Source organism: Sorangium sp. So ce1335 (genome assembly GCF_051521615.1).
Taxonomy (GTDB): Bacteria; Myxococcota_A; Polyangia; order Polyangiales; family Polyangiaceae; genus Sorangium.
The window spans coordinates 8257516-8284313 of sequence record NZ_CP150363.1 but is presented as its reverse complement, the minus strand read 5'-3'; the positions used below and the strand labels follow the sequence as shown (position 1 = coordinate 8284313).

The following is a 26798-nucleotide window of genomic DNA, read 5'->3' as shown; positions in this document are numbered from 1 at the left end:
TAGATATTTTCTCTCTCTCCCTCTGTGCCCTCTGTGCCCTCTGTGGTTAAATTTTCTTTCTCTGCTTGAATTTGCCAACGCCGGCTCACCCGGGGAGCGAACGGCGGCCGCGCGGGCGATCGGGGACGGGGTCGGAGCTCGGGCCGGCGACGGCGCCGGACTGGGCGCGCTCGGGCAGGAGCTGGCGGAGCTGCCAGGCTTGCAGGAAGGCGCGGCGCTCGGCGTCGCGCAGCGCCTGCTGGTGCTGGCCCATCATGAACGCCGGCACGACGAGCATGAACAGGGTCGTCAGCGTCAGCGCCGTCATCGTCGGGATCTTCGAGTGCTCGACGGCCTGCGGCAGGATGACCATCGCGCCGTCCGTGAACTCGTAGGAGCGGGGCAGGACGCCCGAGTACTCGATCCAGGCGGCGGCCAGCACCGCGGCGCAGCCGGTCACGACCACGGCGATGCGGTACGCGTTCCGGTACGTGAACGAGTTGCCGTACGTGAAGATCACGAGGAGCATCGGCATGAAGAGCAGCGGCCCGAAGCCGCGCCCGATGCACAGGAAGCTCAGCACGTTGAAGACGAACCCGGCGTAGGCGTACCACTCCGCCGACGGCCGGTGGACGAGGCGCGCGGCGATGCCCTTCATCAGCGCCGCCAGGGCGGTGAAGGCGAGGATGAAGCCGAAGACCTGCCACTCCCGGATGCCGAGCCACACCGCGGCCACGAGCGTCGCGATCGCGGTCGCGAGCAGCTCGGCGCGGATGCCCGCGTGGAGCTGCAGCCGGTGGCGCGCCGCGGCGGCCGCGTCGAGCTCGGCGAGCACCTCTTGCGGCATCTCGCGCGGCGGCTCGGTCAGCACGCGCCGGAGCGTCTCCAGGGCGCGATCGTTCGACGGGTCGAGGGCGAGCGCCTGGCCGACCTCGCTGAGCAACGACTTCCGGGCGCCCTCGGCCTCCTTGCCGCCGGCGAGCGCCATCGCGATCTTCTCCTCGGCGATGCCCGCGTGCCGCGCCGCGAGGCCGCGGCGCAGCTCGACGTCCTTGTCGCCGTCGAGGAACCGCTCGACCGCCTCGTAGAGCGCGCGCGCGGACGGGTAGCGCTCGGCCGGATCGCGCCGCGTCGCCTTCACGCAGATGGCGTCGAGCTCCGGCGGCACCTGGCGCTCGGGCGCGCGCACCGACGCCCGGGCGTCGGCGCCGTGCAGCAGCGAGTCGAACATCTCGTTGCGGTCCTTCTTCGGGTGCAGCGGCTTCAGCGTGAGCAGCTCGAAGAGGATGGCCCCGAGCGAGTAGACGTCGCTGCGCGCGTCGAGCGTGTCGACGCACCCCTGCGCCTGCTCCGGCGACATGTAGCCGAGCGTCCCGAGCACGTCGCCCGGGATGGTCCGCGTGCTCATCGGATCCTCGCCCATGTCGATCGTCTGGAGCGGCGTGTCGATGAGCTTGGCGACGCCCCAGTCGAGCAGGTACACCTCGCCGAAGTCGCCGAGCATGATGTTGGCGGGCTTCAGGTCGCGGTGGAGCACGCCGCGCGAGTGCGCGAAGTCCACGGCGATGCAGATCGACGAGAACGCGGTGAGCAGCTTGCGGCGCGAGAAGCTCTGCGTGACCGCCGCGTCCCCCTCGCGGAGCTCGTTCAGGATCCTCGACAGGGTCATGCCCCGGAGGCGCTTCATCGTGAAGTACGCCGAGCCCTTGGGGTCCACGCCGAGGTCGTAGACGGGCACGATCGAGGGGTGCTCGAGCTGGCCCTGCACCCGGGCCTCGCGGATGAACCGGTGGCGGAGCGTCGTGTCGCCCTGGTGCTCCGTGCGGATGACCTTCATCGCGACGTCGCGGCCGATGCGGCGGTCCCGGCAGAAGTGGACCTCGCCCATCCCGCCGACGCCGAGCAGCGAGCGCACCTCGTAGCGGGGGCCGTCGCTGGCGATGTCCGAGAGCTCCGCCCGCGCGCGGCCGGGGTTCACGGGCGTGGGGCTCTGGCCGTGCGAATCTCCGCCCTTTCCGCGAGATTTTCGCATCTCGGGGAGCTGCTCGAGCGTCTCGAAATCGTCGTCGAACAGAGCCATGGCCTTCGGGAAGCCAGGCCTCAGCCGCGCCGTGCCAGCAAAACCCCGCACCGGCAGGGCTCCGCGTGACGACCCCCCCGACCTCCCGGCAGACGGCCGCGAGAAGCGCTGCGGATCGCTGGGCTTCCTTGACGGAAGGATCTCGTATCGGGTGGTGATGTCAACGGGGTGATGCGTCCGTGGAAGACAGCGGACGAGCCATGCGCCCTCGCGATCGGCCCGCATGATCTGGGTGAAGTGGTGTGGACCACATGAATCCACGCGAAATGAAGGGCGATGTCGGGCGCATGGCGCCGCGGTGCGCTCAGCGGCTCAACGTCCGACGAGCGCGAGCAACGTCTGCTTGTTCGTGAGGCCGACGTGCCGTTTCACCGGCTCGCCGTTCTGGAAGGCGACGACGGTCGGCAGGCCCCGGATACCGAACTGCTTCGCGGCCGCGGGCGACTCGTCCACGTCGAGCTTCACCACCTTGACCTGGCCCGCCGTCTCCTCCGCGATCTCGTCGACGATCGGCGCGAGCCGCTTGCAGGGGGCGCACCAGGACGCGGAGAAATCCACGAGCACCGGTGTGTCGGTCTCCAGGACCTCGCGAGCGAAATTCAGATCGTTGACTTCAATGACGTTCCTGCTGCCCATGGCGCTGTCCTTTCAGTTCATCTCGGGAACGAGCGGCCCTGGCCGCGGCGCGCCGGCTCGACGCCGGCTCGCTCCTCGGCGAGCCCCGCTCGCATGAACTGTTATAAGTACGGTTTCAGTTTCCGCCAGGGGAGGGGGGCGCCTCGGCGCGGCCTAGGACCTTGCCTTGGCGGGCGCGGGGCGGCCGAGGTGCTGCGCCCGGCGCGCGATGTCCGCGACCGTCTTGTGCGCGAGGCCGCGCAGGAGCCCCTCGTTGGCCGCCGCAGCGACCTCGTCGAACGCGCGCTGGATCCCCGCGCCGATCGGGCACTTCGCGCTGGGCTCGCACGGGCTCGGCGCGATGGCGCCCTCCGGCTCCACGGCGGCGTACACCTCGTTCAGCCGGATCGACGCCGCCGGCCTGGCCAGCCGATAGCCGCCCGCCCGGCCCTCGCGCGCCTCGATGAGCCCGGCCTGCGCCAGCCTCGCGAGGATGCGCCGCAGGAACGCCGGGTTCGTGTTGATGCTCGCCGACAGCGCGTCGCTCGCGCAGCTCTCCTCGGCCTGCGCGAGCAGCGCGAGCGCGTGCGTGGCGATGGCGAAGCGACCCGAGGACATCGTGAGGACCTCTCGGTGGAATCCACGCATCCACGCGGCGGCGCCTGCTCGGCGAGATCCGAGCGCGATGCGTGAGCCCGTGGAGGATGGCGGGATGAATCTCAGTGCCCGGGGGCACCCGGTGTCAAGCGATGCAGCGGCGCCGGTCGGGGCGCCCCGGCCGCGCTCAGGGCGTCCTCGCTGTCGTGCGGGTCAGCACGAGCGCCTCCCCCTTGCCCGCGGCGAGCCGGAGCTCGATCGAGGCCGGGACGGGGGCCGCGCCGGCGCAGCGGCTGTCGGACACGACGTGGCGCGCGCGGGCGAGCGAGCTCTCCCCCGTCGAGGTGTCGACGAGCCGCAGGTCGACGCCGGCGCCCTCGGCGTCGAGCGCCGCGATGACCTCGACGCACGTGTTGGGCGGGATCTGCAGCGGGAGGATCTTCAGGCGCGCCGCGTCGAGCGCGACCGCCTGCGCCGCGGCGGCCGCGCCGGCGTCGCCGGCGCCTGTCGCGCTCATGCGCCCGAGCAGCCGCGCGGCGGCGATCGGGCGGGCCACGAGCGCCGGCGGGGCCTTGAGCTCCTTGCGGACCTCCACGGCGAAGGGACCGGGCTGCGCCATCGACTCGACGTCGACGCGGGCGGGGCCGCCGGCGCCGCACGTGAAGAGCGTCGCCTGGGCGCCGCCGCGGGCGCGGCCGAGCAGGGTGTGATCGTCGCTCCAGAGCTCCGCGAGCACGTCGGCGAGCGGCCTGCCGGCGAGCACGTCGATGCGGGCGCAGCCGGCCGGCAGCTCGATGGGCAGCGTCGTCCGGCTGCCGAGCCGCGCGGCCCCGGTCGACACGCGCGGCGCGCCGTAACCCCGGCTCGCCATCGCGCGGCCGTGCTCCGCCCGCACCTCGGCGAGGTCGCGGCCCTCGGTGACGCGCGCGATCGGCGCGGCGCCCGTGACCTCCGCCTCGGCGCCCGGCTGCGAGCGGCCGACGACGACGGCGACGAGGCCCTGCGTGCCCCGCGAGCGGACGGCGATCGAGAGCTCCACGGCGACCGTCGAGCAGAGGAGCAGCGTGCGGTCCGGGCCCCGCTCCCGGGCGCGCGCGACGATCCTGCCGGTCTCGTCCTCGGCGACCACCTCGAGCGAGGCGACCTCGTCGCTCGGCGAGACGAGCACGTCGAGGCAGCGGCCGCCGTCGAGGGTGGCGCCGATCCGGCTCGCGGTCCGCGAGCCCACGGGCAGCGTGACGCGCCGGATGTCCTCCCAGCGCGCGCCGATCGCGCCGCGGTGCGCCCGGACCTTCGCCTCCAGCCCGGGCCACGACTCGAGCCGGCCGCTCTCGTCGCCGGCCCTGCCCCGCGCGCCGACGGCGCGGGCGACGGCGTCCGCCGCCTTCTCGGGGACGCCCTGCACGCCGACGCTGACCGCCCCGGCGCCCGACATGACGCGCGCCATGACGTAGAGCCGCCGCGGGTGCGGCGGGCAGACGAGGATCGAGGCGCGCGCGTCGGCGGCCTCGTCCGTGGAGAACGCGCTGCCGTCGTCCTCGAAGGCGAACAGGTCGACGTCGCCGATCGTCGGCGAGACGCGCGCCATCGCGAGCATGCACTCGCCGGCGGGCACCTCGACGAAGGCGCCGAGGCGGTCGCCCTCGGACACCATGTCCGCGCCGACCACCCGGAGCGGGCCCGCGCCGGCCTGGACGGCGCGCTGCGCGTCCCGGCCGAGCAGGGTGCTGCCGTCGATGCGATCGGGCAGCGCGCGCAGCACCTCCGGCGCCGGCGCGCCCGCCGAGGCGGCCGCCCCGCCCCGGCAGCCGGGAGCGACGGCGAGCAGGGCCGCGAGCGCCAGCGCCGCGCGGGCGGGCGACGGGCGGGGCGCAGGCGCCGGAGGAGGCGCGGGCGACGGGCGGGGCGCTGGATGTCGGGGACGCAAGGTCGTGGGCTCGTCGGGGCGCGCTGTCGTCGCGGCGCGCTGTCGAGAGACGAGGTTCTACTTCAGGGCGGGTACGGCATCCAGCGCGCGCGGGGGGCCACCTCGGCGCGTCACGCCGCGGCCACCTCGGCGCAGAGCCGCCCGAGCGTCCGGACCGCGTGCTCGATGAGGTCGGTGAACGGGTAGCCGCAGTTCACCCGGATGTAGTTCGAGAACCGGTGCTTGGCCGAGAAGATGGGCCCCGGCGCGACGCTGATGCCGTGCTCGAGGGCGCGCTCGTGGACGTCCAGCGCGCTCGTGCCGGGCGGCAGCTCGACCCAGAGCACGAAGCCGCCCGCGGGGCGGGAGACCCGGGTGCCGGCGGGGAAATGCTCGGCGATCGCCTCGCTCATGCGCGCGACCTGGGCGGCGAGGCGGCGCCGGAGCGCCCGCAGGTGGTGGTCGTACCCGCCGATCTCGAGGAACTCGGCGACCGCCATCTGCGGCAACGTCGCGCACGCCACGCTCTGCCCGAACTTCAGCTGCTCGACCTCGTCGAGGAAGCGGCCGGGGGCCGTCCAGCCGACCCGGTAGCCCGGCGCCATCGTCTTCGAGAACGACGAGCAGAGCATCACGAGCCCCTTGCGATCGAACGCCTTGGCCGGGCGGGGGCGGACGTCGCCGAAGTGCAGGTCGCCGTAGATGTCGTCCTCGATGAGCGGCACCTCGCGGCGCGCGAGCATCGCGACGAGCCGCTCCTTCGCCTCGTCGGGCATGGCGCTGCCGAGCGGGTTGTTGAAGTTCGGGATCGCGAGGCACGCCTTGATGCGGTGGCGGCCCAGCATCTCCTCGAGGACGTCGAGGTCCATGCCCGTGCGGGGGTGCGACGGCACCTCGAGCGCCTTGATACCGAGGCTCTCGATGAGCTGGAGGAGCCCGTAGTACATCGGCGACTCCAGCGCGACCGTGTCGCCGCGGCGCGCGACGGCGCGCAGGCAGAGGTGGAGCGCCTCCATGGCGCCGACCGTCGTCACGATGTCGTCCGCGCCGAGCGCGACGCCCCACTCGACCGAGCGCCGCGCGATCTGCCGCCGCAGCGCCGGCAGGCCGGGCGGCGGGTCGTACGAGACGCCCGCGCCGCCCGCGCCGCGCGCGATCGCGCCGAGGATGCGGTTCAGCTTCTCGGTGGGAAGGAGCTCGGGGCTCGGGCACGCCGCGCCGAAGGGGACGATGTGCGGATCCCGCGTGGCCCGGTAGACCTTCGTGACGAGGGCCTTCACGCTGACCCGCGTGGCGGTGCTGCTGGCGCGCGCGGCCCGCGGCTCCGGGAGCGTGACGGCGCGGCGGGCGCGGACGTAGTGCCCCGACTGCGGGCGCGCCTCGATGAGCCCCCGGTTCTCGAGCTGCAGGTACGCCTGGAGCACCGTGGCGACGCTGACGCCCTGCTGCCGGCTCAGCCGCCGCACCGACGGGATCCTGTCGCCGGGCCGCAGCGTGCCGCGCGCGATCAGATCGGCGATGTGCGCGGCGACGCGATCGTAGAGGTGGGCGTCGTCCTGAGGCTCGATGGGCTGAGGCTCGATGAGCGCCTGCACGACGGGCGAGTGTACAACCGGGCGACCCCTGCGGCACCGGTACAGCAGGCGGGCGTAAGGACCAGCACAGCCGTCTATTCCCGCAACTGTACCGGTCTCAATGCCCGGAGGACTGCCTCTGTGCCGGTCGCCCGCCAGACCGCAAGCTCCGGTACATGAAATTGACCTCACTTGCTCCGGAGGCGCAGGCGCGCGTCCGAGGCGCAGCGCGGATCGATCTCCTGGGGAAGGGGAGCCTGTGGACGCACCGACTGCGGGGCAGCCCGCTGCTCCTGAGCTGTACCGCCGGCACGGTCTGGATCACCCGCGAGGGGGCGCCGGACGACGTGGTGCTGGAGGCGGGGGCCAGCTACGGGGGCGAGGGGCGAGGGCTCCTCGTCGTGGAGGCGCTCGAGCCGGCGCAGCTCGAGGTGGCGGCGGACGGCGCGGGGCGGACGGCGCGGGCGGCGCTCGACAGGGCGCGGGCGGCGCTCGAGAGGGCCCGGGCAAGCTGGCTCGTGCTCCTCTCGCTGGCGGCGCTGTACGTCGTCTGGGGCTCGACGTACCTGGCCGTCTCGGTCGCGCTCGAGACGTTGCCGCCGTTCCTGCTGGCCGGGGTGCGCTTCGTGACCGCGGGCGCGCTGCTGTACGGGGCGCTCCGGCTGCGCGGCGTCCCGCGCCCGACGCTGCGGCAGTGGGGCGCGGCGGCGCGCGTCGGCGTGCTGCTGCTCGTCGCCGGCAACGGGCTCGTCGTCGTGGCGCAGCAGTGGGTGAGCTCCGGCGTCGCCGCGGTCGTCGTGTCGACGATGCCGCTCTGGCTGGCGCTGTTCACCACGCTGCGGGCCGCGCGCGGCGGCGCGATCGGCCCGCACGCCGCGCCGGAGGTGTCGCGGGGCGAGTGGGCCGGGCTGCTCGTCGGGTTCGCTGGCGCGGCGCTGCTCCACCTCGGCGGCGACTTCCGCGCGGAGCACGCCGGGGCGCTGCTCATCGTGCTCGCCCCGGTCGCGTGGGCGCTCGGCTCGCTGTACAGCCGGACGACGCCGCTGCCCGACGGCCCGATGGCGGTCGCGGCGGAGATGCTCGCCGGCGGCGCGGTGATGCTCGGGATCAGCGCGCTCGCGGGCGAGCGCCTGGTCGAGGCGCCGTCGTCGCGGTCGCTCCTCGCGCTCGCCTATCTGGTCGTGTTCGGCTCGATCGTGGGCCTCAGCGCGTACACGTACCTGCTGAGGAACACGCGCCCGGCGATCGCGACGAGCTACGCCTACGTGAACCCGATCATCGCCATCGCGCTCGGCATCGTGCTCGGCGGCGAGCGCGCCTCCGCCGCGACCTGGGTGGCGGCGGCCGTCATCGGCGCCGGCGTCCTCATCGTGTCGACGGCGCGCCGTACGCCGTAGGCAATGCGGGGGGGCGCCGTGTAGTGTGCGCCGCGAGGAGGCGAGTCGATGAACAGAGGTTACCGGCTGCTCGGATGGGCGCTGCTCCTTTCGGGGGCGCTCCCGGCGTGCGCCGGCGATGGCAGCAGCGCGGCGGGCGGCGCGGCGTCGAGCGGCGGAGGCGAGGCCGGCGCCACGACGACCTCGAGCGGGGGCGGCGGGGGAGCCGGCGGGGCGGGCGGGACGACGGACGTGAGCGCGGGCATCGGCGGGGCCGGCGCGGGCCCGACGGGCGAGTGCGCGGAGCTCGTGGCAGGGCCCCTCGAGCCGACGCGGATCACGGACGTGTTCAGCGGTAGCGAGGATTTCGCGTTCAACGGCCGCGGCCACATCGTGGCCAAGCAGGGGCCGAACCTCGTTCGCTATGACGCCACCGGGCAGACGTCGAACTTCGCGTCGCTGCCGGGCACCGTGCTCGGGCTGAGGTACCGGCCCGACGGGACGCTCGTGGCCGCGCAGCCGGACAGCGGGGCCGTCGTCGAGATCTCGACGACCGGCGCCGTCGACGACTACGTGGAAGGCCTCTCGGCGCCGAACGGCCTCTCCGTGGACGCGGACGGCAACGTCTGGGCGACCGAGATGGGCGGCAACCGGGTGGTTCGCCTCAACCCGGACGCGAGCGTCGACGAGATCGCGGCCGGCGAGCCCGAGGTGAGCAAGCCGAACGGCATCGTGTTCGACCCGGCGCGGCGGGTCGTCTTCTATACGAACGCCTCCGCCGGCGAGATCCGCAGGATCGACCTCGCCGCGCTCGATGAGGAGCGCGAGCGGCCGGCGCTCGTGGCCACGGTGACGTCCGCCGTGCTCGACGGGCTCGTCCTCGATTCGTGCGGTCACCTGTACACGATCGACACGAGGGACAAGGAGCTCTATCGCGTGCGGCTCGACGCGGGCGGCGCCGCCCTCGGGGAGCCGGAGTTCCTCGCGACCTTCCCGACCTCGGTCGCCAATGCGCAGTTCGGATCGGGCCCCGGCTTCAACCCGAGGACCCTCTACGTCGGCGGCGTGGCCGGCTCGATCTACGCCGTCGCGCTGGACATCGGCGGCGCGCCGGTCCCCGCGCCGCCGGAAGCGCCCTGATGAGCGCCGCCCGGCGGCGCGCCGGAGCGAGGATTCAGCGGGCGCCTTCGGCCGCGGCCTCGTCGCCCTTCTTGAGCTTGCCTTGAAGCTCGCCGAGCTTCCCGGCCGTGCGATCGAGGGCGCGCGCGGCGTTCTCGAGCGCGACCCGACCATAACCGATGGCCACCTCCGCCCAGGAGGTGCCCAGCGCGCGCAGCGTCTCGACGAAGGGCGGCTTCGTCGCCGGCGCCCCGGCGCTCGCCTCCGTCTGCCCCGCGGGCGCGGCGGTCCCGTTCACGCTGTTCTCGGCCTTCGGCTCGGTGATGCTCTGGATCTCACTCATGATCTGCCTCCCACTTCGTTATGTCCCCCCGCGATGCACGCGGGCGACCCGAGATGATGAATCGAGCGGTGGCCCCCGACGCCGTGCGCGTCGCTCGCTCCCGCGAGCCCGCCAGATGCGCTGTGGACCTGGAGCCCGGGGGCCCTGTGCGCGACCATGCCAGTGAACGGAGCCGGATTCGCGGCCTCGTCGGAGGGCACAAACGCGTCGTCACGACACTGCGACGCGACGCGTTAACTGTCAAGCGCCGTTGCCGATTTTGTTGCAGTCGTTTTTCACCCGGTAGTCTGATGAGGACGCTGCGGCGGCGATCGTGTTCGCTCGGCAGATCAAGGAAGGGAGTTTCCCTATGTCGCTAGCGCGCTCGAACGAGGCCGCGCGTTCAAGGCTCTCCTGGCTGCTCCTGGTGTTGTTGCTGCTCGCCATCCCCTCGCTGGCGCTGGGGCAGGCGGGGGGCGAGGCGACGGGGACGCCTGCCGCGGGCGCGGCGCCGGCGGCGCCTGCAGCGCCCGCCGCGAAGGCAGGCGCTGCGGCGCAGGCCCAGGCGGCCGCGCCGCCCGCGGACTCGTGGGCAGGGCAGATCGAGATGCTCTCGCGCTGGGTCGAGCAGCGCCGCGGCCCCGGCGGCGGGTGCACCGAGCGCTGTTATGCGCTCGACCGGCTGCGCATCACCGGCGCGGTGGGGGAGGGGCCGCTCCAGTTCGAGCTCACGGGCGGCGTGCTCTCGGACGGCCCCGTGGCCGTGCCGCTCTTCGGGCCGCCGTCGAACGTCCGCATCGAGGCGATCCTCGACGACGGGCGGCCCGCGTCGCGCCGCGAGGCCGCGCCGATCAGCTTCGAGGGGAACCATTACTATCTCTGGACGGCCGCGCGCCGGTTCGTGCTCCGGGGCACGCTGTCGCTCGAGGGCGATCTCACGCTGCTCGTGGCCGGCCCGCTCAACACGTTCGAGGCCGACGTGACCGGCGGCTCGGTCGCCGAGGGCGCGCGGCTCTCCGGTCTCTCGGGGGCGGCGCTCCACTTCAGCCCCGACGGGGGCGCGGCGGCGCAGATCGCGGGCCCGACGGTCTTCCAGCTCTCGCGCGCGGTGCGGGTCGGGCGCGAGATCGGCTTCGAGTACCGGCTCGTGCTGCGGTCGGGCACCGATCTCGGCGTGGTGCGCCTGCCGCTCGCGTTCGGGGAGAAGGTGCTCGACGTGTCCGGCGCGACCGGCTTCCGGGTCGAGGGCAGCGAGCTCGTGCTGCCCACCTCGGGCCGCGCCGCGGAGATGACGATCTCGGGCACGCTCCCGAAGGTCGGCGTGTTCTCGCCCGACCCGCGCTCGGCCTACGAGTGGTGGCTGTTCGAGTCCGACGCGGAGCACCGGCTCACCGTGAAGGGCGACGCGCGCCAGGTCGACGCGGCCGAGTCGCCGATCCCGCGCACGCAGGCGACGTCGCGGCTCTTGCTCGTCAAGCGGGGGCAGCGCGTCGAGGTCCAGGTCGAGCCGCTCGCGGGCGTCGAGGTGCTCGCCGCCGTGGTGCGCGACCACCGCCGCACGCTCGTGCTGACCGAGCGCGGGGACCTCGTGGCCGACGACGTGCTCAGCTACGAGAACAACGGCATCGACTACCTGACGTACGCGCCCGGGGGGCGGCCGATCTACCTCGCCACCGACGCCAAGGCGCAGCGGATCATGCACCAGGGCGCGGCCGCGGAGGAGGTCCTCGTCCCGCTGCAGACGGGGAGCCACACGATCCAGGTGCAGTCGCTGGCGCAGGCGGCGCTCCGCACCGTCGGCGGATCCCTGGCGCTGCCGATGCCGAGCTACCCGCTCACCGCGAGCCGGGTGGCGCTCACCGTGGGGCTGCCCGAGCGCGTGCTGCCGATCGCGCTGCTCGGCGGCGACCGGCCGGTGTGGTTCGCGGACGCGGGCGACGCGCTCGCCGTGGCGGTCGGCTTCGCCGCGGCGTGGATCGCCGTCCGCCCCGGCGCGGCGGCGGGCCGCGGCCGCCTGCGCGCGCTGCGCGTGCTGGGCGGGCTCGTCATGGCGGGCCTGTGGTTCGTGGCGCCGGCGACGTTCGTCGCGCTGATCGTCGGGATCGCGACGGCGGCGGTGGCGTGGCTCGCGGGGCGGCTCTTCCGGGGCACGGCGCGCGCGGCCGCGATGGTCGTGCTGCTCATCGCGGGCGGCCTCGCGCTGCTCATCGGGCTCTTCGCGGTCTCGGCGGGGCGCTACCAGGGGGAGCGGTGGGACGTCGCGGAGACGGCCGTCTCGACGCCCGCCGGCGTGCGCAGGGCGGCGAAGGAGTACGAGCCGGCCAAGGACGCCTCGCTCGCGCCCGGGGCCGCCGTGCTGGAGGGCGTGACGCCCGTCGCGCTGGGGCTGCCGAGCTACGCGAGGAAGCTCCAGGTGAACCGGGAGCTCGTCACGCAGGAGCGCGCGTTCCGCCCCGTGCTCTTCTACACGACGCCCTCGGCGCTCGTGCCGCTCGCGCTCCTGTGGCTGGCCGGGGTGGTGGTCCTCCTCGCCGCGCACCGCGCGCCGCTCACGGAGCTCTACCGCCGCGCGTCCGAGCGCCTCGCGCGCCGGCCCGAGGACGGCGCGCCGGTGGGCTGAGGCGGCGCGCCGGCGCCGGAGGATCGAGGACGCGCCGCCATGCGGAGGGCCGACCGGCTGTTCCAGATCGTGCAGCTCCTGCGCCGCCGCCGCGTCACGACGGCGGCGCGCCTCGCGGAGGCGCTCGAGGTCTCGGAGCGGACCATCTACCGCGACATCCGCGATCTCATCGCGTCGGGCGTGCCGATCGAGGGGGAGGCCGGCGTCGGCTACGCGCTACCCCGCGGCTTCGATCTGCCGCCGCTCATGTTCCAGGAGGACGAGATCGAGGCGCTCGTGCTCGGCGCGCGCATGGTGGAGAGCTGGTCCGATCCGGCGCTCGAGCGCGCCGCGGTGCGCGCGCTCGCGCGGATCGAGGCGGCGCTGCCCGAGCGCCTCCGGCCCAGGGTCGCCGCGAGCGCGCTGTTCGCGCCGAGCTTCCACATCCCCGAGGGCGCCACAGCGCACCTCGCCGCGCTGCGCGCCGCGGTGAGCGAGCGGCGCAAGATCCGCTTCGGCTACACGCGCGCCGACGGCGCCCGCTCGGTCCGGACGGCGCTCCCGATCGGGCTCTTCTTCATGGGCACGGGCTGGTCGCTCGCCGCGTGGTGCGAGCTGCGCGGCGCGTTCCGCGGCTTCCGCCTCGATCGCATCCACGACCTCGAGACGCTCGAGGCGCGCTTCGAGGACGCGGAGGGCCGGACGCTCGACGATTACTTCCGGTACCGCGCCGCCGAGACGGAGGGAGATCCATGAACGACAAAGGGCTTCTGCGCGCGCGGTGGTCGCCGCGGCTCGCCGTGGGGCTCGCGCTCCTCGCGCTGATCGCGCTCCGCGTCGCGCAGCTCGGCCGTCCACCGGACGTCGCGCCGGCCAGCGCGCCGACCGAGGCGTTCTCGGCCGAGCGGGCGCGGGAGCACATCGATCGCATCGCGGCGGAGCCGCGCCCGACCGGCACCGAGGCCCACCGGCGGGCGCGCGCGTACCTGCTCGCGCGGCTCGCGGAGCTCGGCGTGCGGGCGGAGGTCCAGAGCGCGTCGGTGCTGAGCCGGCAGTGGGGCCTGCCGTACGACGCCGCGCACGTGGAGAACGTCGTGGCGCTGCTTCCGGGCAGGGACAGCACCGGGGTGGTCGCGCTCGTGGCGCACTACGACTCGGTGCCCGGCAGCCCCGGCGCGGGCGACGACGGCAGCGGGGTGGCGGTGCTGCTGGAGACGTTGCGGGCGCTGAGGAGCGGCGCCCCGCCGCGCAACGACGTGCTCTTCCTGTTCACGGACGCGGAGGAGGGCGGCATCCTCGGCGGCAGGGCGTTCATGGCCGAGCACCCGCTGGCCCGCCAGGTGCGGATCGCGCTCAACTTCGACGCGCGCGGGGCCGGCGGCGTCGTGGCGATGTTCGACACGGGGCCCGGGGACGCGTGGCCCGTGCGCGAGCTCGCCCGCGTCGCGCCCTACCCGGTGGCGTCGTCGCTCTTCCCCGAGGTCGCGCGGCGCATGGGTCACGGCACCGACCTCATCGTGTTCAAGGGGGCCGGGATCCCCGGGCTGAACTTCGCCTTCAGCGACGCGGCCGCGCACTACCACGCGCCGTCGGACACGGTGAGCAACCTCGATCTCCGGAGCGTGCAGCACGCCGGGGATCAGGCGCTGTCGCTCGCGCGGCGCTTCGGCGCGCTCGATCTCGGGCAGCGCGACCGCGGGGACGCCGTGTACTTCAACACGTGGGGCGCCCACATGCTCTCGCACCCGATCGGCTGGGTGCCGTGGATCGCCGCGCTCGTCGGCGGCCTGTTCGCGGGCGTCGTCGCCCTGGCGCGGCGGCGGGGGGCCGCTTCGCTCGGCCGTATCTTTGCGGGATCGCTCGCCTTTCTGGCGCTCCTGGCCGGCGTCGCCGCCGCGGTGGGCGGGCTCGCGTGGGTGCTCAGGCGCGTGCACCCGGTGCTGCGGGTGATGCTGTTCGAGCCGTACAACGCGCCCGCGTACCGGCTCGCGCTCGCGCTGCTCGCGCTCGCGGCGTCGGCGGCGGGCTACCGGCTCGTCCGGCGGCGCCTCGGGGCCTGCGACGCCGCCCTTGGCGCGCTGCTCGTCTGGTTGCTGCTGCTCGTCGCGGCGAGCCTGTTCATGCCTGGCGCGAGCTTCTACTTCGCGTGGCCGCTCGCCTTCGCCCTGCTCGGCGTCGCGGCCGTGTCGATCCGGCGCGGCGAGGCGCCTGCCGCGCAGCCTGCCGCGTGGCCTCCTGCGTGGCCTCCTGCGTGGCCTCCTGCGTGGGCCGACGCCGCGCTCCTCGTGGTGGCCGCGGCGCCGGCGGTCGCGCTGGCCGTGCCCGGCCCGTACCTGCTCTTCGTCGCGCTGGGGCTGCCGATGGCGGCGGTGCCGGCGCTCGCTGTCGCGCTCGTCTTCGGGCTCTTCCTGGCGCACGCCGAGCTCCTCGGCGGCGGCCGCTCGCGGCGGCTCGCGCTCGCCTTCGCGCTGCCGGGCGCCCTGGCGCTCGCCGTCGCCTGCGCGACGGGCGGCTTCAGCGAGGCGCGGCCCCGGCCGGCGAGCCTCGCCTACGCGCTCGACGCCGCCGCCGGGACGGCCCACTGGCTCTCGGCCGACAGGGACCTCGACCCGTGGACGGCCGCCCACTTCGCGGACGATCGCGCGCAGGCGCCCTCGTTCGAGGTGCCGTTCGTGCGGGTGACCCGCCAGGCCGAGGCGCCGGTCGCCGCGCTGCCGCCGCCGTCGCTGACGGTGCTCGGCGACGCTGTGCGCGGCGGCGTGAGGTCGCTCCGCGTCCGCATCGCCTCGCCCCGGGGGGCCCCGTGGCTGCTCGCCGAGGTGGCGTCCCCGACCCGGGTGCTCCGCGCCGAGGTGGACGGCCAGCGCGTGGAGGAGTCGTCCCGCGGGGCGCAGGTGAAGGGCGATGTCCGGTGGGGGTTCACCTACATGGGGCTGCCGCCGGGAGGCATCGAGTGGTCGCTGGAGGTCGAGGACTCCGGTCCTGTCGAGATCCGGCTGATGGACCAGACCTACGAGCTCCCGCGCGACCTCGTGCGCGCGCCGCGGCCCAAGGACATCATGGGAGGGCCGTTCCGGCTCGCGGACTCGACGTTCGTCCGCGCGTCGTTCTCGTTCTAAACCACCGCTCACGTTGAGCGAGCGAGAAATGAAGCGCCAAGGCGCCAAGGACGCCAAGACGACGGTATCTTGGCGTCCTTGGCGTCTTGGCGGTTCGAAATTCTGCTCGTTTCAGGCGGGTTTTACCCGTTCGTCGCTCCAGCACCGCGGCGGCGCGTCGCGCCTGGTCGCACGAGAGAGGAACCGCAGAGGGCACAGAGGGAAGAGAAGAGAGAGGGAACCACAGAGGCACAGAGGGCACAGAGGGAAGAGAAGAGAGAGGGAACCACAGAGGCACAGAGAGGGATGAATAATTATTTCTCTATTCTCTCTCTCTCTCTCCTCTGTGTCCTCTGTGTCCTCTGTGGTTCAAATTCTTCTCTTCTGCGCTCCGCGCGCGCTCAGTCGACGAAGATCGGCTCGCAGTTCGTGAACGCGAGCGTCGACTGGATCGCGAAGTTCGACTCGGTCGTGTGCCGCTCGGCGTGGAAGAAATCGAGCGGGTACTCCTGGCCTGGCGTGATCCCGAGCTCGTCGGCCATCCGGTCGAGATCGAGCTCGTCGGACTGCGGGCCGTGGAGGCCGCCGAGGTCGATGGCCAGCCGGTTGTTGATGAACACCCAGAGATCGTCGTCTCCGGTGAACGAGAACACCTCGCCGCCGTTGTAGACGAACTTCATGTGGAGCTCGAACGTGAAGTGGTAGTTGTGCTCCCGGCCCTCGTTGCCGAAGCCCTCCCCGTCGATCGGGAAGAACGCCAGGTTCCTGTAGGTGGCGATGCCATCTGCGCCGACCTCGGGCGTGATGGTGAACTCGATGGGCATGTTCACCCCCTGGACGTCGCGGTACCACTGATTGAACTCTTCGGGCCCGGTCGTGTGCTCGGTGCCCCGCTGGTGCGCATAGACGGGCTTCTGATCCGCGCCCAGCTCGCGCGCGACGATGCCCTTCAGGCCGCTGCCCGTGAACGTCTCGAAGTCCGGGTGGCCGTCCCCGCCCTCGTAGGCGCGGAAGTCGCGCACGATGCCCGTGAGCTTCGCGTCGCACCCGGTGCCGTTGCCGCTGCCCGCGCCCGGCCCCACCCCCACGCCGCTCCCGAAATCGTCGCCGCCCGCGCCCGATCCGTTCCCGGCGCCGGCGCCGGCGCCCGCGTTCCCGGAGCCGCTCGACGCGTTGTCGCCGCCGCCGCAGGCGACCCCCGTCAAACCCAGCAGCGTTGCGAGCAGAACGTAGCAGTTCGATTGCAGCCGAAGCATGCGAAGTCTCCTTTTACGCGGATTGCGCGTCGTGTGCGTGACAGGCGCCAGGGCAGCCAAAGCAAACAGCCGCCGAGGGCGCAAGAGAGAAAACGATCCTATCCCGTCGCCCCGTCGAGGCGACGTAGAAATTCATCTCCATGCGGCGGTGACAGCGCGATGTCGCGGTGCGCTGCGATGTGGGTTCTTTATCGAGAGCCGCCGCCGCAGTGGGCGCCCAGCCGCCGCGACAGCGCGGGTGGGAGGCGCTCGCAGAACCCCTCCGGCCTGGGGAGCGGCTCGCGCCGCGCTGTGTGCCAGAACAGCACCGGGCCGAGCCGGCGCGCGCGCGCGTCGGCCAGGAGCGCGGCCATGGCCTTGCCGGTGTAGACAGGCTCCAGCGGGACGCCCTCGGCGGCGAGCGCCTCGCACGCGGCGAGCGACGCGGCCGTCGGCGCGCCGTAGCCGCGGCCGAGGTGGCCGTGGATCAGGTCGATCGGCGCGGCGGGGGGCACGGGCGCCACGCCCGCGCGCGCGAGGAACGCGCGGAGCCCGGCCGTGAGGGCGCGCAGGCGGAGGCGCGAGGCGAGGAGGCGCTCGACCACGGCGACGGCGACGACGCGCGAGCCGAGGCCGCCGAGCGCGAGGCCGACGGCGAGGCCGGCGGCGGTGCCGCCCGAGCCGAGCGCGACGTAGACGCGCGCGGGCTCGGGGAGCTCGCCCGCGCGGACCTGCGCGCACAGCTCGAGCGCCGCGCGCGCGGCCCCCACCATGCCGCGCGCCGACGTGGCGCCGAGCGGCACGATGGCGGCGCCGTCCGCGTCGCGCGCGCGCAGCGGCAGGAAGAGCGACGGGCGCGCGAGCGCGAGCTCGAGGCGCGACGGGTAGAAGCGGATCGAGGTCGGCCCGGAGGCCGTGAACGCGAGGTTGTCGATCACCGCGCTGGTCAGGTCGGTCCAGAACAGGTGCGCGTGCACGCGCCGGCCGAGGCGCCCCGCCGCGACGACGAGCGCCGCCACGTTGCCCGAGCCGATGCCGCCCGCCGCCGACCACGCCGCCGCCGTCGAGAGGGGGGGCGCGGCGAGCAGGTAGTCGAGCTTCCGCATCTTCATCCCGCCGTGGAGCGGCTCGCAGAGGTCGTCGCGCTTGATCCCGAGGAAGTCGAGGCCGAGCGCGGAGGCGATCCGCGGCACCGTTGCGACCGGCGACGGCCCGCCGACCCAGCCGAGCCGGGGGATGCGGTCGATCATCCGGAGTGCGTCCACGTCGCGCAACGAGGGCTCCTCGCGAGGGCGGCCGTCAGCTCAGCCCTGCTTGTCGGCGCGCTGCCCTGCGAGCATCGCGTCCGGCTCCAGCACGAGCAGGCGCACGCGCCCGGAGGCGCAGAGCCGGCCCTGCTCGTCGTGGACCGAGCCCTCCCAGACCTGCGTGCGCCGCCCGCGGTCGAGCGGCCGCGCCGTGGCGCGGAGCCGCCCCGACCGGACGGCGCGCAGGAAGCTCGTGTGGTTCTCGAGCCCGACGACAGAGCGGCCCTCCGGCAAGGCGTGGAGCGCCGCGCCGATCGACGCCAGCGTCTCGACGATGCCCGCGTGGACGCCGCCGTGCACGATGCCGTAGGCCTGCCGGTGCTGCGGGCCGATGTCGAGCTCGGCCTCCACCTCGTCGCGCGTGGCGCGGACGAGCCGCAGCCCCATGGCGTTCATCCAGCCGTCGATGCCCGCGGCGTTGATCGCGGCGGCGAAGTCCTCGGAATCCCCTTCGGCCATGGAGACCGCATGGTACACGCGCCGCCGGGATCGTCCGGCCATTTCTCGCGGGGGCGTCCGTCGGTGTCAGTCCGCGTCAGTCCGCGTCGGTCCGCGTCGGTCCGCGTCAGTCACAGGGCTGCTTCGTCAGGAGATCGCCGAACTCGTCGCGCAGCTTCGATTTCAGGAACTTGCCGGTCGAGGTGCGCGGGATGCGCTCGACGAAGAGGACCTCGTCCGGCAGCCAGAACTTCGCGAAGCGGGGCTCGAGGTGGGCGCGGAGCTCGTCCTTCGAGGCGACCTGGCCCGGCCGCAGCACGACGGCGGCGAGCGGGCGCTCGCCCCAGACCGGGTGACGCGCCGCGAACACGGCGGCCTCCTGGACGGCCGGGTGGCTCATGAGCGCGTTCTCGAGCGCGACCGAGCTGATCCACTCGCCGCCCGATTTGATGACGTCCTTCGCGCGATCCGTGATGCGCATGTACCCGTCGTGGTCGATCGTCACGACGTCGCCCGTCTTGAACCAGCCGTCCTCCGTGAAGCGGTCCTCGCCCTCGTCCCCGAAGTACGACGCGGCGACCCAGGGGCCCCGCACCTCGAGCTCACCCATGCTGCGGCCGTCCCAGGGCAGCGGCTGGTCGTCCGGGCCGACGTGGCGCTGGTCGACGAACGGGACCGGGTAGCCCTGGGAGGCGCGCGTGTCGAGCGCCGCGGCGGCGTCCAGATCGAGGCCGCTGCGGAGGTGCGCGACGGTGCCGAGCGGGTTCGTCTCGGTCATGCCCCAGGCGTGCGTGACCACGAGCCCGTGGCGCGCGAGGAAGCCGTCGATGAGCGCGGGGGGCGCCGCCGCGCCGCCGATGACCATGGCGCGGATCGACGAGAGATCCCAGCGCCTCGGGTGCTCGTCGAGGAGCGCGAGGATGCCGAGCCAGATCGTGGGGACGCCGGCGGCGAACGTGACGCGCTCCCGGGCCATGAGGTCGAGCAGCGACGCGGGGTCGAGGTGCGGGCCGGGCAGGACGATCCTGGCGCCGGTCGCGACCGCCGAGTAGGGCAGGCCCCAGCCCATCGCGTGGAACATCGGCACCACGGGCAGCACCACGTCGCTGTCGCGGAAGCCGAGCGCGTCGTGCATGCACGAGACGAGCGTGTGGAGGACGATCGAACGGTGGCTGTAGAGGACGCCCTTCGGGTTGCCCGTCGTGCCGGAGGTGTAACAGAGCATGGCGGCGGCGCGCTCGTCGAGCCGCGGGAAGTCGAAGTGATCGGGCTCGGGCGCGAGCAGCGCCTCGTAGTCGAGCCCGTCGCCGTCCACGGGCCCGTCGTCGCCGACGACGATGACGCGCTGGATGCAGCGGGCCTGGGCCGCGAACTTGCGGTAAAGCGGGAGCAGCGAGCGGTCGACGACGAGGACCTTGTCCTCGGCGTGCGAGGCGATGTACCCGAGGTCGCTCGGGTGGAGGCGCAGGTTGAGGGTGTGGACGACCGCGCCCATGGCCGGGACGCCGAGGTAGAGCTCCAGGTGCCGCGCGTGGTTCCAAGAGAGCGTCGCGACGCGATCGCCCTCGCGGACGCCGAGCCGCGCGAGCGCGTGCGCGAGCTTGGACGTGCGGCGGTGGAGATCGGCGTAGGTCGCGCGGGAGAGCGTCCTGTCCGGGTGCTGCGTCACGATCTCGCTGCGGGCGTGGTACGTCCTCGCCCGCTCGAGGAAGTGCGTGAGCGTGAGCGGATGATCCATCATGCGGCCGGCGAGCATGGGCGGTGCCTCCTTGTCCCGCGCGGGGCGCGGGGATCGGTCGAAGCTGTCGATCGGACGAGGAGGGCTGTCCGAGGGCGCCGCGACGCGCGGCGCTGCCCCCCGGGCGTAGGTTAGTACCGCGGGTGGGGGAGGTGACGGGCGATCGCAAGATCCTCCAAGATCGGCGCCGGGCGACACCCCAGGATGGCCGTCGATCGAGGGGGTCGCACCCGGAGGAGATCGTTCATGGCCGAGATCATTCTTCACCATTATCCATTGTCGCTCTTCGCGGAGAAGATCCGCCGGATCCTCGCGTACAAGAAGATCGCGTGGCGATCGGTCGAGCAGCCGATGATGGCGCCGAAGCCGGATCTGACGCCGCTCACCGGGGGATATCGGCGCATCCCGGTCCTGCAGATCGGCGCGGACGTGTACTGTGACACGGCGTGCATCGCGCGGCGCCTGGAGCAGCTCCAGCCGGAGCCCGCCTGCCTTCCGCCGCGCCAGGGCGGGCTGGCGGCGATCATCGAGGACTGGGCGGATCATCGGTTCATGCAGCAGGTCGTGCCGCCGATGGTCGTCGAGCTGTTCCCTGCGCTGCCGCCCGGCTTGCTCGAGGACCGCTCGGCGATGTCGCCGGCGCTGAGCAAGGAGGCGATCTTCGGGGCGGCGCCGCACGCCCTGAGCCAGGCGCGGCGCTCGCTCGATCGGCTGGAGGGCCAGCTCCGCGACCGGCCGTTCCTGCTGGGCGACGCGTTCTCGATCGCGGACGCGGCGTGCTTTCACCCGGTGTGGTTCATGAGGCACAGCGAGCGGCTGTTCGCCGAGGTGAAGGCGCGGCCGGCGCTCGCGGCGTGGTTCGCGCGCATCGAGGGCTTCGGCCCGGGCGACGTCCGGCAGATGACCCCCGCCGAGGCGCTCGCGATCGCCCGCGCGGCCGAGCCGGCGGACGTCGCCGGCGGGGAGACCGCGAGAGGCGAGGAGCTCCGGCCGGGAGATGCGGTGATCATCAAGGCCGACGATTACGGCCCTGAGGAGAGCCGGGGCGCGATCGTGAGGCTCTCGGCCGACGAGATCACCGTCCGGCGGCACGATGCGTCGGTGGGGGAGATCGCGCTGCACTTCCCCCGCGCGGGGTATCGCGTCACCAGGCAGTGATCCGCGCCGCCGTGGCTCACGGCGGGAGCCGCTACCGCTTCGTCTTCTGATAGGTGCCCACGAGCTCGCCATGGGCGAGCACGTGGCCGGCCATCGCCTTCTCGAGCTGCGCCTTCGTCGGCGTGCCGAGGTCGGGCAAGACCGCATCGAGGGCATAGAGCTTGTGGAAATAGCGGTGCCTGCCGACCGGCGGGCAAGGGCCGCCGTAGGCCGGGCGCTTCCAGTCGTTCAGGCCCTGCCGGGCGCCCTCGGGGAGACCGCCGTCCGCGGCGCCTGCGGCCAGGCCCTCCGCCGTGGGCGGGAGGTTGTAAACCACCCAGTGGACCCACGTGGCCCTGGGGGCGCGCGGATCGGGCGCGTCCGGATCGTCCACGATGAGCGCGAGGCTGCGCGTGCCCGGCGGCAGCGAGGACCAGGTGAGCGGCGGGGATCGATCGGCCCCCTCGCAGGTGTGATCCATCGGGATCTCGCCGCTCTGCGCGAACGCCGGCGACGTCAGGCTCAGCATCGGTTTCCCTCCTCCCGGGGGCTCCCCGGCAGCGCGCGCGCCGCTCGGAGCGCTCTCGGCCGTCGCGCACGAGGCGAGCACGAGCGCTCCGAGCATGAGACGGGCAGCACGGATCATCGGCGGACGCTCCTTCCCCCTGCGCGCCAACGTGCGTTCGAACCCGCGCCGGCGCCATGGTGCACGACGCCGGCGCTCGCCCTTTTCATGGCTGTCGCGGCTGCTCGCCGCCGCGCGCGTGCGCCCCTCGCTGGCCGAAGACGTGGCTGAAGACCTCGACGCGCCGTGGATACCGTCGGGCCCGTCGCCCTGGGCGGCGAGGCGCGCTAGCGCCCGGGGCGCGGCGCAGCGAGCCGGAACGCGCGCATGTGGAAGCGGCGCTGCGCCTCGGGGTAGATGTGCTCCTGCCCGACAGGGCACGCGCGGCGCGACAGGCACCCTCCTGTCATGCACGCTGCGCCGGCCTGCGCGTCCAGGTGACCGACACAGGCCGCGACATCGTAGCTGCCGGGGGAGAAGGCGGACACGGGGCAGCCGTGGAGACAGGGCCTGTCGGCGCACGACGCGCAGGGGCTCGGGAGATCCTCGCGCGGCGGGAGCGACAGCCGCTCCGGGAAGACGAGCGCGGCACGATAACCGTGCCAGAGGCCGAAGCGCGGGTGGATCAGGATGCCGAGGGGCGACGGATGGACCGAATCGGCGCGCTGCGCCCAGCGCTGGAAAGGCCAGTAGGGAGGGCCGGTGAAGGGGAACAGGGCGGTCGCGCCGAGCTCCGCGGCGAGGGCGGAGACGACCGAGGAGGTCCAGTCGTCGAGCGCGAGATCGGGAGCGTCCTCGCGGGCGCGCGAGAACGCGTGCCACATGGATGGGCCGGCATTGCCGAGCAGGACGAGCGTTCCCGCCGGGAGGTCCCCGGCGGGCGGGACGCCGTCGTCGTCGCACGGGTGAAAGCCGCCGCGCAGCGGGATGCCGGCGCGATCGCAGCGCGCCGAGAGCGCAGGCCAGTCGATGAGCATCGCGGCGCGCGTAGAGCGCCCGGAGCGGGGCGGCAAGGGAGCGGATGGGGGCCGGCGGGGCGGCCTCCGCTCTCCTCGATCTGACGGAGCCGGCTGACGGAGCCGCTCGCGCTGACGGAGCGGATCGAGGTGATGGATCCGCTCGCGCTGAGCCGCGCGTGGGCGCTCCTCCCCGCAGCGGACGTTCTGATCTAGAGTGGCGCCGTGGTTCGGAGGCTCCGTTGCCGGCTCGGGACGACGACGCAGGCCCCCTTCGCCCGCGCGGCGCGCGCGCTCTTCCGCGCGGCGCGCGCGCCTGCGAGCGCGCCATGAGCGCGCCGCGCCCGCTGGTCACGCTCCACTTCGCCCAGACGCTCGACGGGCGCATCGCGGCGCCGGGCGAGCGCGTGGGGCTCAGCACGCCGGCAGGCATCGAGCACGCCCACCGGGCGCGCGCGGAGCACGACGCCGTGCTCGTCGGCCTCCGCACCGTGCTGATCGACGACCCGCTCCTCACGGTGCGCGCGTGCGCTGGGCCCCAGCCGCTGCGCGTCGTGCTGGCGAGCGCCCTCGGCGTTCCAGGAGGGGCGCGCCTGCTGATGCCGCCGGGCCCGACGTCGTCGCGCCAGCCGCCGGGCGGGCGCGTGCTCGTCATCGGCGCCGCAGGGCGCGCGCAGGACGCGGCGCGCGCGCGGCTCGAGGCGCGCGGCGCGGAGGTCGTCGTCGTGCCCGCGGACGACCGCGGCTGCGTCTCGCTGCCGCACGCGCTGGCCGCGCTCCACGCGCGCGGCGTGCGCCGGTTGCTCGTCGAGGGGGGCCGCATGGTGCTCACGTCGTTCCTGCGCGCGCGGCTCGCCGACCGCGCGGAGGTCGAGATCGCGCCGCGCCTGCTCGGCGACACGGCGATCCCCGCGGTCGGCGCGCTGGGAGAGGCGCCGCTCGCGTCGGCCATCGACCTGCGCGAGCCGGCGGTCGAGCTGCTGGGAGGCAACGTGCTCTTGCGAGGGGAGATTGGCTATCCCGACTGACACCGACACGCCGCCGAGCGACGCTGGCGCGCCGCCGCGCGACGCCGGCGCGACGGTCGCCCGGGAGCTCTGGTTCGTCCGGCCCGGCCTCGTCGAGGTGCGGCAGGGCGCGCCGGCGTCGCGCGGCGGCGCGCCCGCGGCCGGCGAGGTCGTGGCGCGCGCTGTCGCCTCGGGCGTGAGCCAGGGGACGGAGCTCCTCCTCTACCGCGGCGAGGGGCCGACGCCGTTCGATCCGTCGCTCGACGCGCCCGGCGCGCCGACCTACCCGCGCCGGTACGGCTACGCGTGGGTGGGCGAGGTCGTCGCCCGCGGCGAGGGCGCGGCGCTCGCGCTCGGCGACCGCGTGTTCGCGCTGGCGCCGCACGGCGATCTGCACCTCCTCGGCCCGGGCGCGGCGCGCCGCCTGCCCCGCGCGATCCCGGCCGAGCGCGCGGTGCTGGCCGCCAACCTCGAGACGGCGATCACGTGCGTGTGGGACGCGGGGATCGGGCTCGGGGACACCGTCGTGGTGCTCGGCGGCGGCGTCGTCGGGCTGCTCGTGACCGCGCTCGCGCGGCGCGCCGGCGCAGCGGTCCGGCTCGTCGAGCCGAGCGAGCGGCGGCGGCAGGCCGGCCTCGCCCTCGGCGCCGCCGCGGCGATCCGGCCGGAGGACGACCGGCCGGCCGGCGACGCGGACGTCGTGATCGCCGCGACGGGCGACCCGGGCGAGCTCGACCGCGCGATCGCGCACGCGGGGCGCGAGGCGACGGTGACGGTCGCGTCCTTCTACGGGGCGCGCACGAGCCCGGTCGCTCTCGGGTCGGAGTTCCACCGCCGCCGGCTGCGCCTCCGCGCGAGCCAGGTCTCGACGATCCCGCCGGAGCGCGCGCCCCGCTGGGACCACGCGCGGCGCTTCGCGCTCGTCTGCGCCCTGCTGGAGGACCCGGCGCTCGACGCGCTGCTGGACCCGCCCGTCCCGTTCGACGCCGCGCCGGCCGTGTACGCGGCGCTCGCCGCCGAGCCGGGGGCGCGGCTGCAGACCGTCTTCCAGTACGGATCGCGATCGGCTACGCCGTAGGCGACCCATGTTCCTCCTCGGCGTCAGCGATCACGTGATGATCGCGCACAGCTTCTCCGATCCGTTCTTCGGCCCGGCGACCCGGATGCACGGCGCGACGTACTCCATCGAGGTCGAGATCCGCGCGACGGCGCTCGGGCCGCACCACGTGGTCATGGACATCGGCGCGCTCCACGCGTCGCTGCGCCGGGCGCTCGACACGATCGACTACCAGAACCTCGACGAGCACCCGGCGTTCCCCGGGCGCACCTCGACGACCGAGCGCGTGGCCGAGCACGTGGCCGGGCTGCTCGCCGCGGACATCGCGAAGCTCCCCGAAGGCGAGGCGCCGCTGCCGGGCGCGACGCTGCGGGTGCTCGTGCGCGAGTCGCCCACGGCGTACGCGGGCTTCGAGCGCGCGCTGTAGGGCGCGTCGCCGCGCGGCCTGCCGGGGGCATCCGGCCGCGCGGCCCTCCCGACCCATGCGCATCGCCTGGATCGTCTACGGCGCCCTCGACCAGATCACGGGCGGGTACATTTACGACCGGCTCATCGTGGAGCGGCTGCGCGCGCGGGGCGACGTCGTCGAGGTCGTGTCGCTCGATCCGGCGCCGCGGTCGCGGGCGCTGGCCGGGCTCGCGCTCGCGCGGCGCCTCGCCCGGATCGACCCCGCCGCCGCGGTGGGCGACGAGCTCTGCTTCCCGGAGCTCGGGCCGGCGTTCGCGGCGCTGCCGCGGCGGATCGCGCGCGTGCTGCTCGTGCACCACCTGAGCGCGTGGGAGCTGCCGCCCGGCGCGCGGCGCGCGGCGCTGGCGCTCCAGGAGGCGGCGGTGCTCCGGCTCTGCGACGCGCGCCTCGCGACGAGCGCGACGACCGCGGCGCGGCTCCGGCGCGAGCACGGGGTCGACAGGGTCGACGTGGCGCCCCCGGGCGCGGACCGGCTCCCCTTGCTGCCGCGTGCCCCGCGGGGCGGCGGGCCGCTGCGGATGACGTTCGTGGGGAGCTTCATCCCGCGCAAGGGGCTGCTCGGGCTGCTCGCGGCGTTCGAGCGGGTCGGCAGCCCGCGCGCAACGCTCGCGCTCGTCGGCGACGCGGACCGCGACCCGGAGCACGGCGAGCAGGTGCGCCGCGCGATCGCCGCGTCGGCGTTCCTGCGGGCGCACGTCGTCGTCCGCGGCGTGCTCGGCGACGACGCGCTCGCGGCCGAGCTCGCGGCGACCGACGCGCTGGTCCTGCCCTCGCGGCTCGAGGGGTACGGCATGGTGCTCACCGAGGCCGTCCGCGCCGGCGTGCCGGTGCTCGCCGCCCGCGCCGGCGCGATCGCGGAGGTGGTCCAGGACGGCGCCGAGGCGCTGCTCTGGGACGACGGCGAGGGCCTCGTGCGGGCGCTGTCCCGCTTCCTCTCCGACGGCGCGCTGCGGTCGAGCATGAGCCGCGCGGCCGTCGTCCGGTCCGCGGCGCTGCCCACGTGGGACGGCGCCGCCGCCGCGGTGCGCGCGGCGATCGCGCGGGCGGCGCCGGGGCGCTGAACCGTCAGCCGGGCCGCCGAGCCGTCACGGCTCCGCGACGGCGGGGGCGCGCAGGACGCAGCGCTTGGCGCGGACGAACGCGTCGAACCGCGCCTCCTGGAGGCCGTCCGCGTCGACCGTCCGGTCCTTGAGGAGGCACGCCTCCACGGAGAGCTCCCCCTCATACGGATCCTTCTCGCGCGTCGTCCTGTGGTCGAGCTGGCAGACGCCGCTCAGCCCGTCGTCCCCGAGGTTGACGGACACGTTCCAGGCCTCCTGGGTCACGTTGAGCGCTCCGCGAAGGATGATCCCCCAGAACCCCTTCTTCTCCCGGATCGGGTCGTTGAAGATCATCACCTCGAACTCATCGTTTTTTATCCCACAATCCGTGTACCAGCTCCGCTGGTGATCCTCGTCGAACGCGACAGCCGTCTCCCCGTTGTTGCCCGTGTCCAGGAAGAATTGCGTCGCTCCCAGGGTGAGCACGGCTCTCCCGGCGACCAGCGGCGGCTCGAAGTCGCTGCCGCACCCGAGCGGCGCGAGCAACAAAGCGGCAGCGATCGGTGTCCTGATCATCGGTGTCCT

Annotated in this window: 23 protein-coding genes; 10 read left to right on the top strand and 13 right to left on the bottom strand. The window is 74.2% G+C overall.

What is annotated here, in order from left to right:
* Window positions 1–85: 85 nt before the first annotated feature.
* From WMF24_RS30530 to WMF24_RS30510, 5 genes are all read right to left on the bottom strand, one after another.
* On the bottom strand, window positions 86–2059 hold the full coding sequence (locus WMF24_RS30530; protein ID WP_437730937.1) for a serine/threonine protein kinase: 1974 nt from the start codon (window positions 2057–2059) through the stop codon (window positions 86–88).
* 312 nt (window positions 2060–2371) lie between these two features.
* Window positions 2372–2695, bottom strand: coding sequence for a thioredoxin (trxA, locus tag WMF24_RS30525; protein WP_437730936.1), 324 nt, complete (start codon window positions 2693–2695; stop codon window positions 2372–2374).
* Window positions 2696–2848: 153 nt separating this feature from the next.
* Window positions 2849–3292, bottom strand: coding sequence for an Rrf2 family transcriptional regulator (locus tag WMF24_RS30520; protein WP_437730935.1), 444 nt, complete (start codon window positions 3290–3292; stop codon window positions 2849–2851).
* A 166-nt stretch (window positions 3293–3458) separates the two neighbouring features.
* Complete coding sequence (locus WMF24_RS30515; RefSeq protein ID WP_437730934.1) at window positions 3459–5198, bottom strand: hypothetical protein; 1740 nt, start codon at window positions 5196–5198, stop codon at window positions 3459–3461.
* A gap of 110 nt (window positions 5199–5308) precedes the next feature.
* Window positions 5309–6772, bottom strand: a complete 1464-nt coding sequence (locus tag WMF24_RS30510) for a PLP-dependent aminotransferase family protein (RefSeq protein WP_437730933.1) — start codon at window positions 6770–6772, stop codon at window positions 5309–5311.
* Window positions 6773–6927: 155 nt separating this feature from the next.
* Here WMF24_RS30510 and yedA point away from each other — a divergent pair, with 155 nt between their 5' ends.
* Window positions 6928–8148, top strand: a complete 1221-nt coding sequence (gene yedA / locus WMF24_RS30505; RefSeq protein ID WP_437730932.1) for a drug/metabolite exporter YedA — start codon at window positions 6928–6930, stop codon at window positions 8146–8148.
* 48 nt (window positions 8149–8196) lie between these two features.
* Window positions 8197–9267 (top strand): SMP-30/gluconolactonase/LRE family protein, encoded by a 1071-nt coding sequence (locus tag WMF24_RS30500; RefSeq protein ID WP_437730931.1) that lies wholly within the window; start codon window positions 8197–8199, stop codon window positions 9265–9267.
* Between the two features lie 34 nt (window positions 9268–9301).
* Here WMF24_RS30500 and WMF24_RS30495 read toward each other — a convergent pair whose 3' ends face one another.
* Window positions 9302–9589 carry a hypothetical protein gene (locus tag WMF24_RS30495; protein ID WP_437730930.1) on the bottom strand — a complete coding sequence of 96 codons (288 nt, stop codon included), beginning with the start codon at window positions 9587–9589 and terminating at the stop codon, window positions 9302–9304.
* A 349-nt stretch (window positions 9590–9938) separates the two neighbouring features.
* On the opposite strand from WMF24_RS30495, the gene WMF24_RS30490 reads away from it, so the two are divergent.
* From WMF24_RS30490 to WMF24_RS30480, 3 genes are read left to right on the top strand one after another with little or no spacing between them, the layout of a single operon-like run.
* Entirely contained in the window at window positions 9939–12188 is a 2250-nt protein-coding gene (locus tag WMF24_RS30490; RefSeq protein WP_437730929.1) for a hypothetical protein, read from the top strand.
* Window positions 12189–12227: 39 nt separating this feature from the next.
* Window positions 12228–12923: a helix-turn-helix transcriptional regulator gene (locus WMF24_RS30485; protein ID WP_437730928.1), complete on the top strand. Its 696-nt coding sequence runs from the start codon at window positions 12228–12230 to the stop codon at window positions 12921–12923.
* On the top strand, window positions 12920–15286 hold the full coding sequence (locus WMF24_RS30480; protein ID WP_437730927.1) for a M20/M25/M40 family metallo-hydrolase: 2367 nt from the start codon (window positions 12920–12922) through the stop codon (window positions 15284–15286). Before WMF24_RS30485 ends, WMF24_RS30480 begins: the two co-directional genes overlap by 4 nt.
* A gap of 380 nt (window positions 15287–15666) precedes the next feature.
* Here the strand turns inward: WMF24_RS30480 and WMF24_RS30475 are convergent, their stop codons facing one another.
* From WMF24_RS30475 to WMF24_RS30460, 4 genes are all read right to left on the bottom strand, one after another.
* Window positions 15667–16521 (bottom strand): fibro-slime domain-containing protein, encoded by an 855-nt coding sequence (locus WMF24_RS30475; RefSeq protein ID WP_437730926.1) that lies wholly within the window; start codon window positions 16519–16521, stop codon window positions 15667–15669.
* 188 nt (window positions 16522–16709) lie between these two features.
* Window positions 16710–17765 carry a pyridoxal-phosphate dependent enzyme gene (locus WMF24_RS30470; protein ID WP_437738876.1) on the bottom strand — a complete coding sequence of 352 codons (1056 nt, stop codon included), beginning with the start codon at window positions 17763–17765 and terminating at the stop codon, window positions 16710–16712.
* 39 nt (window positions 17766–17804) lie between these two features.
* Window positions 17805–18266, bottom strand: a complete 462-nt coding sequence (locus WMF24_RS30465; protein ID WP_437730925.1) for a PaaI family thioesterase — start codon at window positions 18264–18266, stop codon at window positions 17805–17807.
* Between the two features lie 106 nt (window positions 18267–18372).
* Entirely contained in the window at window positions 18373–20001 is a 1629-nt protein-coding gene (locus WMF24_RS30460) for a long-chain fatty acid--CoA ligase (protein WP_437730924.1), read from the bottom strand.
* Between the two features lie 228 nt (window positions 20002–20229).
* On the opposite strand from WMF24_RS30460, the gene WMF24_RS30455 reads away from it, so the two are divergent.
* Window positions 20230–21141, top strand: a complete 912-nt coding sequence (locus WMF24_RS30455) for a glutathione S-transferase family protein (RefSeq protein ID WP_437730923.1) — start codon at window positions 20230–20232, stop codon at window positions 21139–21141.
* A gap of 31 nt (window positions 21142–21172) precedes the next feature.
* Here the strand turns inward: WMF24_RS30455 and WMF24_RS30450 are convergent, their stop codons facing one another.
* Both WMF24_RS30450 and WMF24_RS30445 read right to left on the bottom strand, forming a co-directional pair.
* Window positions 21173–21649 carry a YbhB/YbcL family Raf kinase inhibitor-like protein gene (locus WMF24_RS30450; RefSeq protein ID WP_437730922.1) on the bottom strand — a complete coding sequence of 159 codons (477 nt, stop codon included), beginning with the start codon at window positions 21647–21649 and terminating at the stop codon, window positions 21173–21175.
* Window positions 21650–21972: 323 nt separating this feature from the next.
* Window positions 21973–22662 (bottom strand): hypothetical protein, encoded by a 690-nt coding sequence (locus WMF24_RS30445; RefSeq protein WP_437730921.1) that lies wholly within the window; start codon window positions 22660–22662, stop codon window positions 21973–21975.
* Window positions 22663–22970: 308 nt separating this feature from the next.
* Here WMF24_RS30445 and WMF24_RS30440 point away from each other — a divergent pair, with 308 nt between their 5' ends.
* The 4 genes from WMF24_RS30440 to WMF24_RS30425 are packed head-to-tail and all read left to right on the top strand — an operon-like array spanning window position 22971 to window position 26234.
* Entirely contained in the window at window positions 22971–23669 is a 699-nt protein-coding gene (locus WMF24_RS30440; protein WP_437730920.1) for a RibD family protein, read from the top strand.
* Window positions 23653–24726 (top strand): zinc-dependent alcohol dehydrogenase, encoded by a 1074-nt coding sequence (locus WMF24_RS30435; protein ID WP_437730919.1) that lies wholly within the window; start codon window positions 23653–23655, stop codon window positions 24724–24726. Before WMF24_RS30440 ends, WMF24_RS30435 begins: the two co-directional genes overlap by 17 nt.
* 7 nt (window positions 24727–24733) lie before the next feature.
* A complete protein-coding gene (locus WMF24_RS30430) occupies window positions 24734–25132 on the top strand; it encodes a 6-pyruvoyl trahydropterin synthase family protein (RefSeq protein ID WP_437730918.1) in 399 nt (132 codons plus the stop codon).
* A 55-nt stretch (window positions 25133–25187) separates the two neighbouring features.
* Window positions 25188–26234, top strand: a complete 1047-nt coding sequence (locus WMF24_RS30425; RefSeq protein WP_437730917.1) for a glycosyltransferase family 4 protein — start codon at window positions 25188–25190, stop codon at window positions 26232–26234.
* A gap of 24 nt (window positions 26235–26258) precedes the next feature.
* Here the strand turns inward: WMF24_RS30425 and WMF24_RS30420 are convergent, their stop codons facing one another.
* Complete coding sequence (locus tag WMF24_RS30420; protein WP_437730916.1) at window positions 26259–26789, bottom strand: hypothetical protein; 531 nt, start codon at window positions 26787–26789, stop codon at window positions 26259–26261.
* Window positions 26790–26798: the final 9 nt, after the last annotated feature.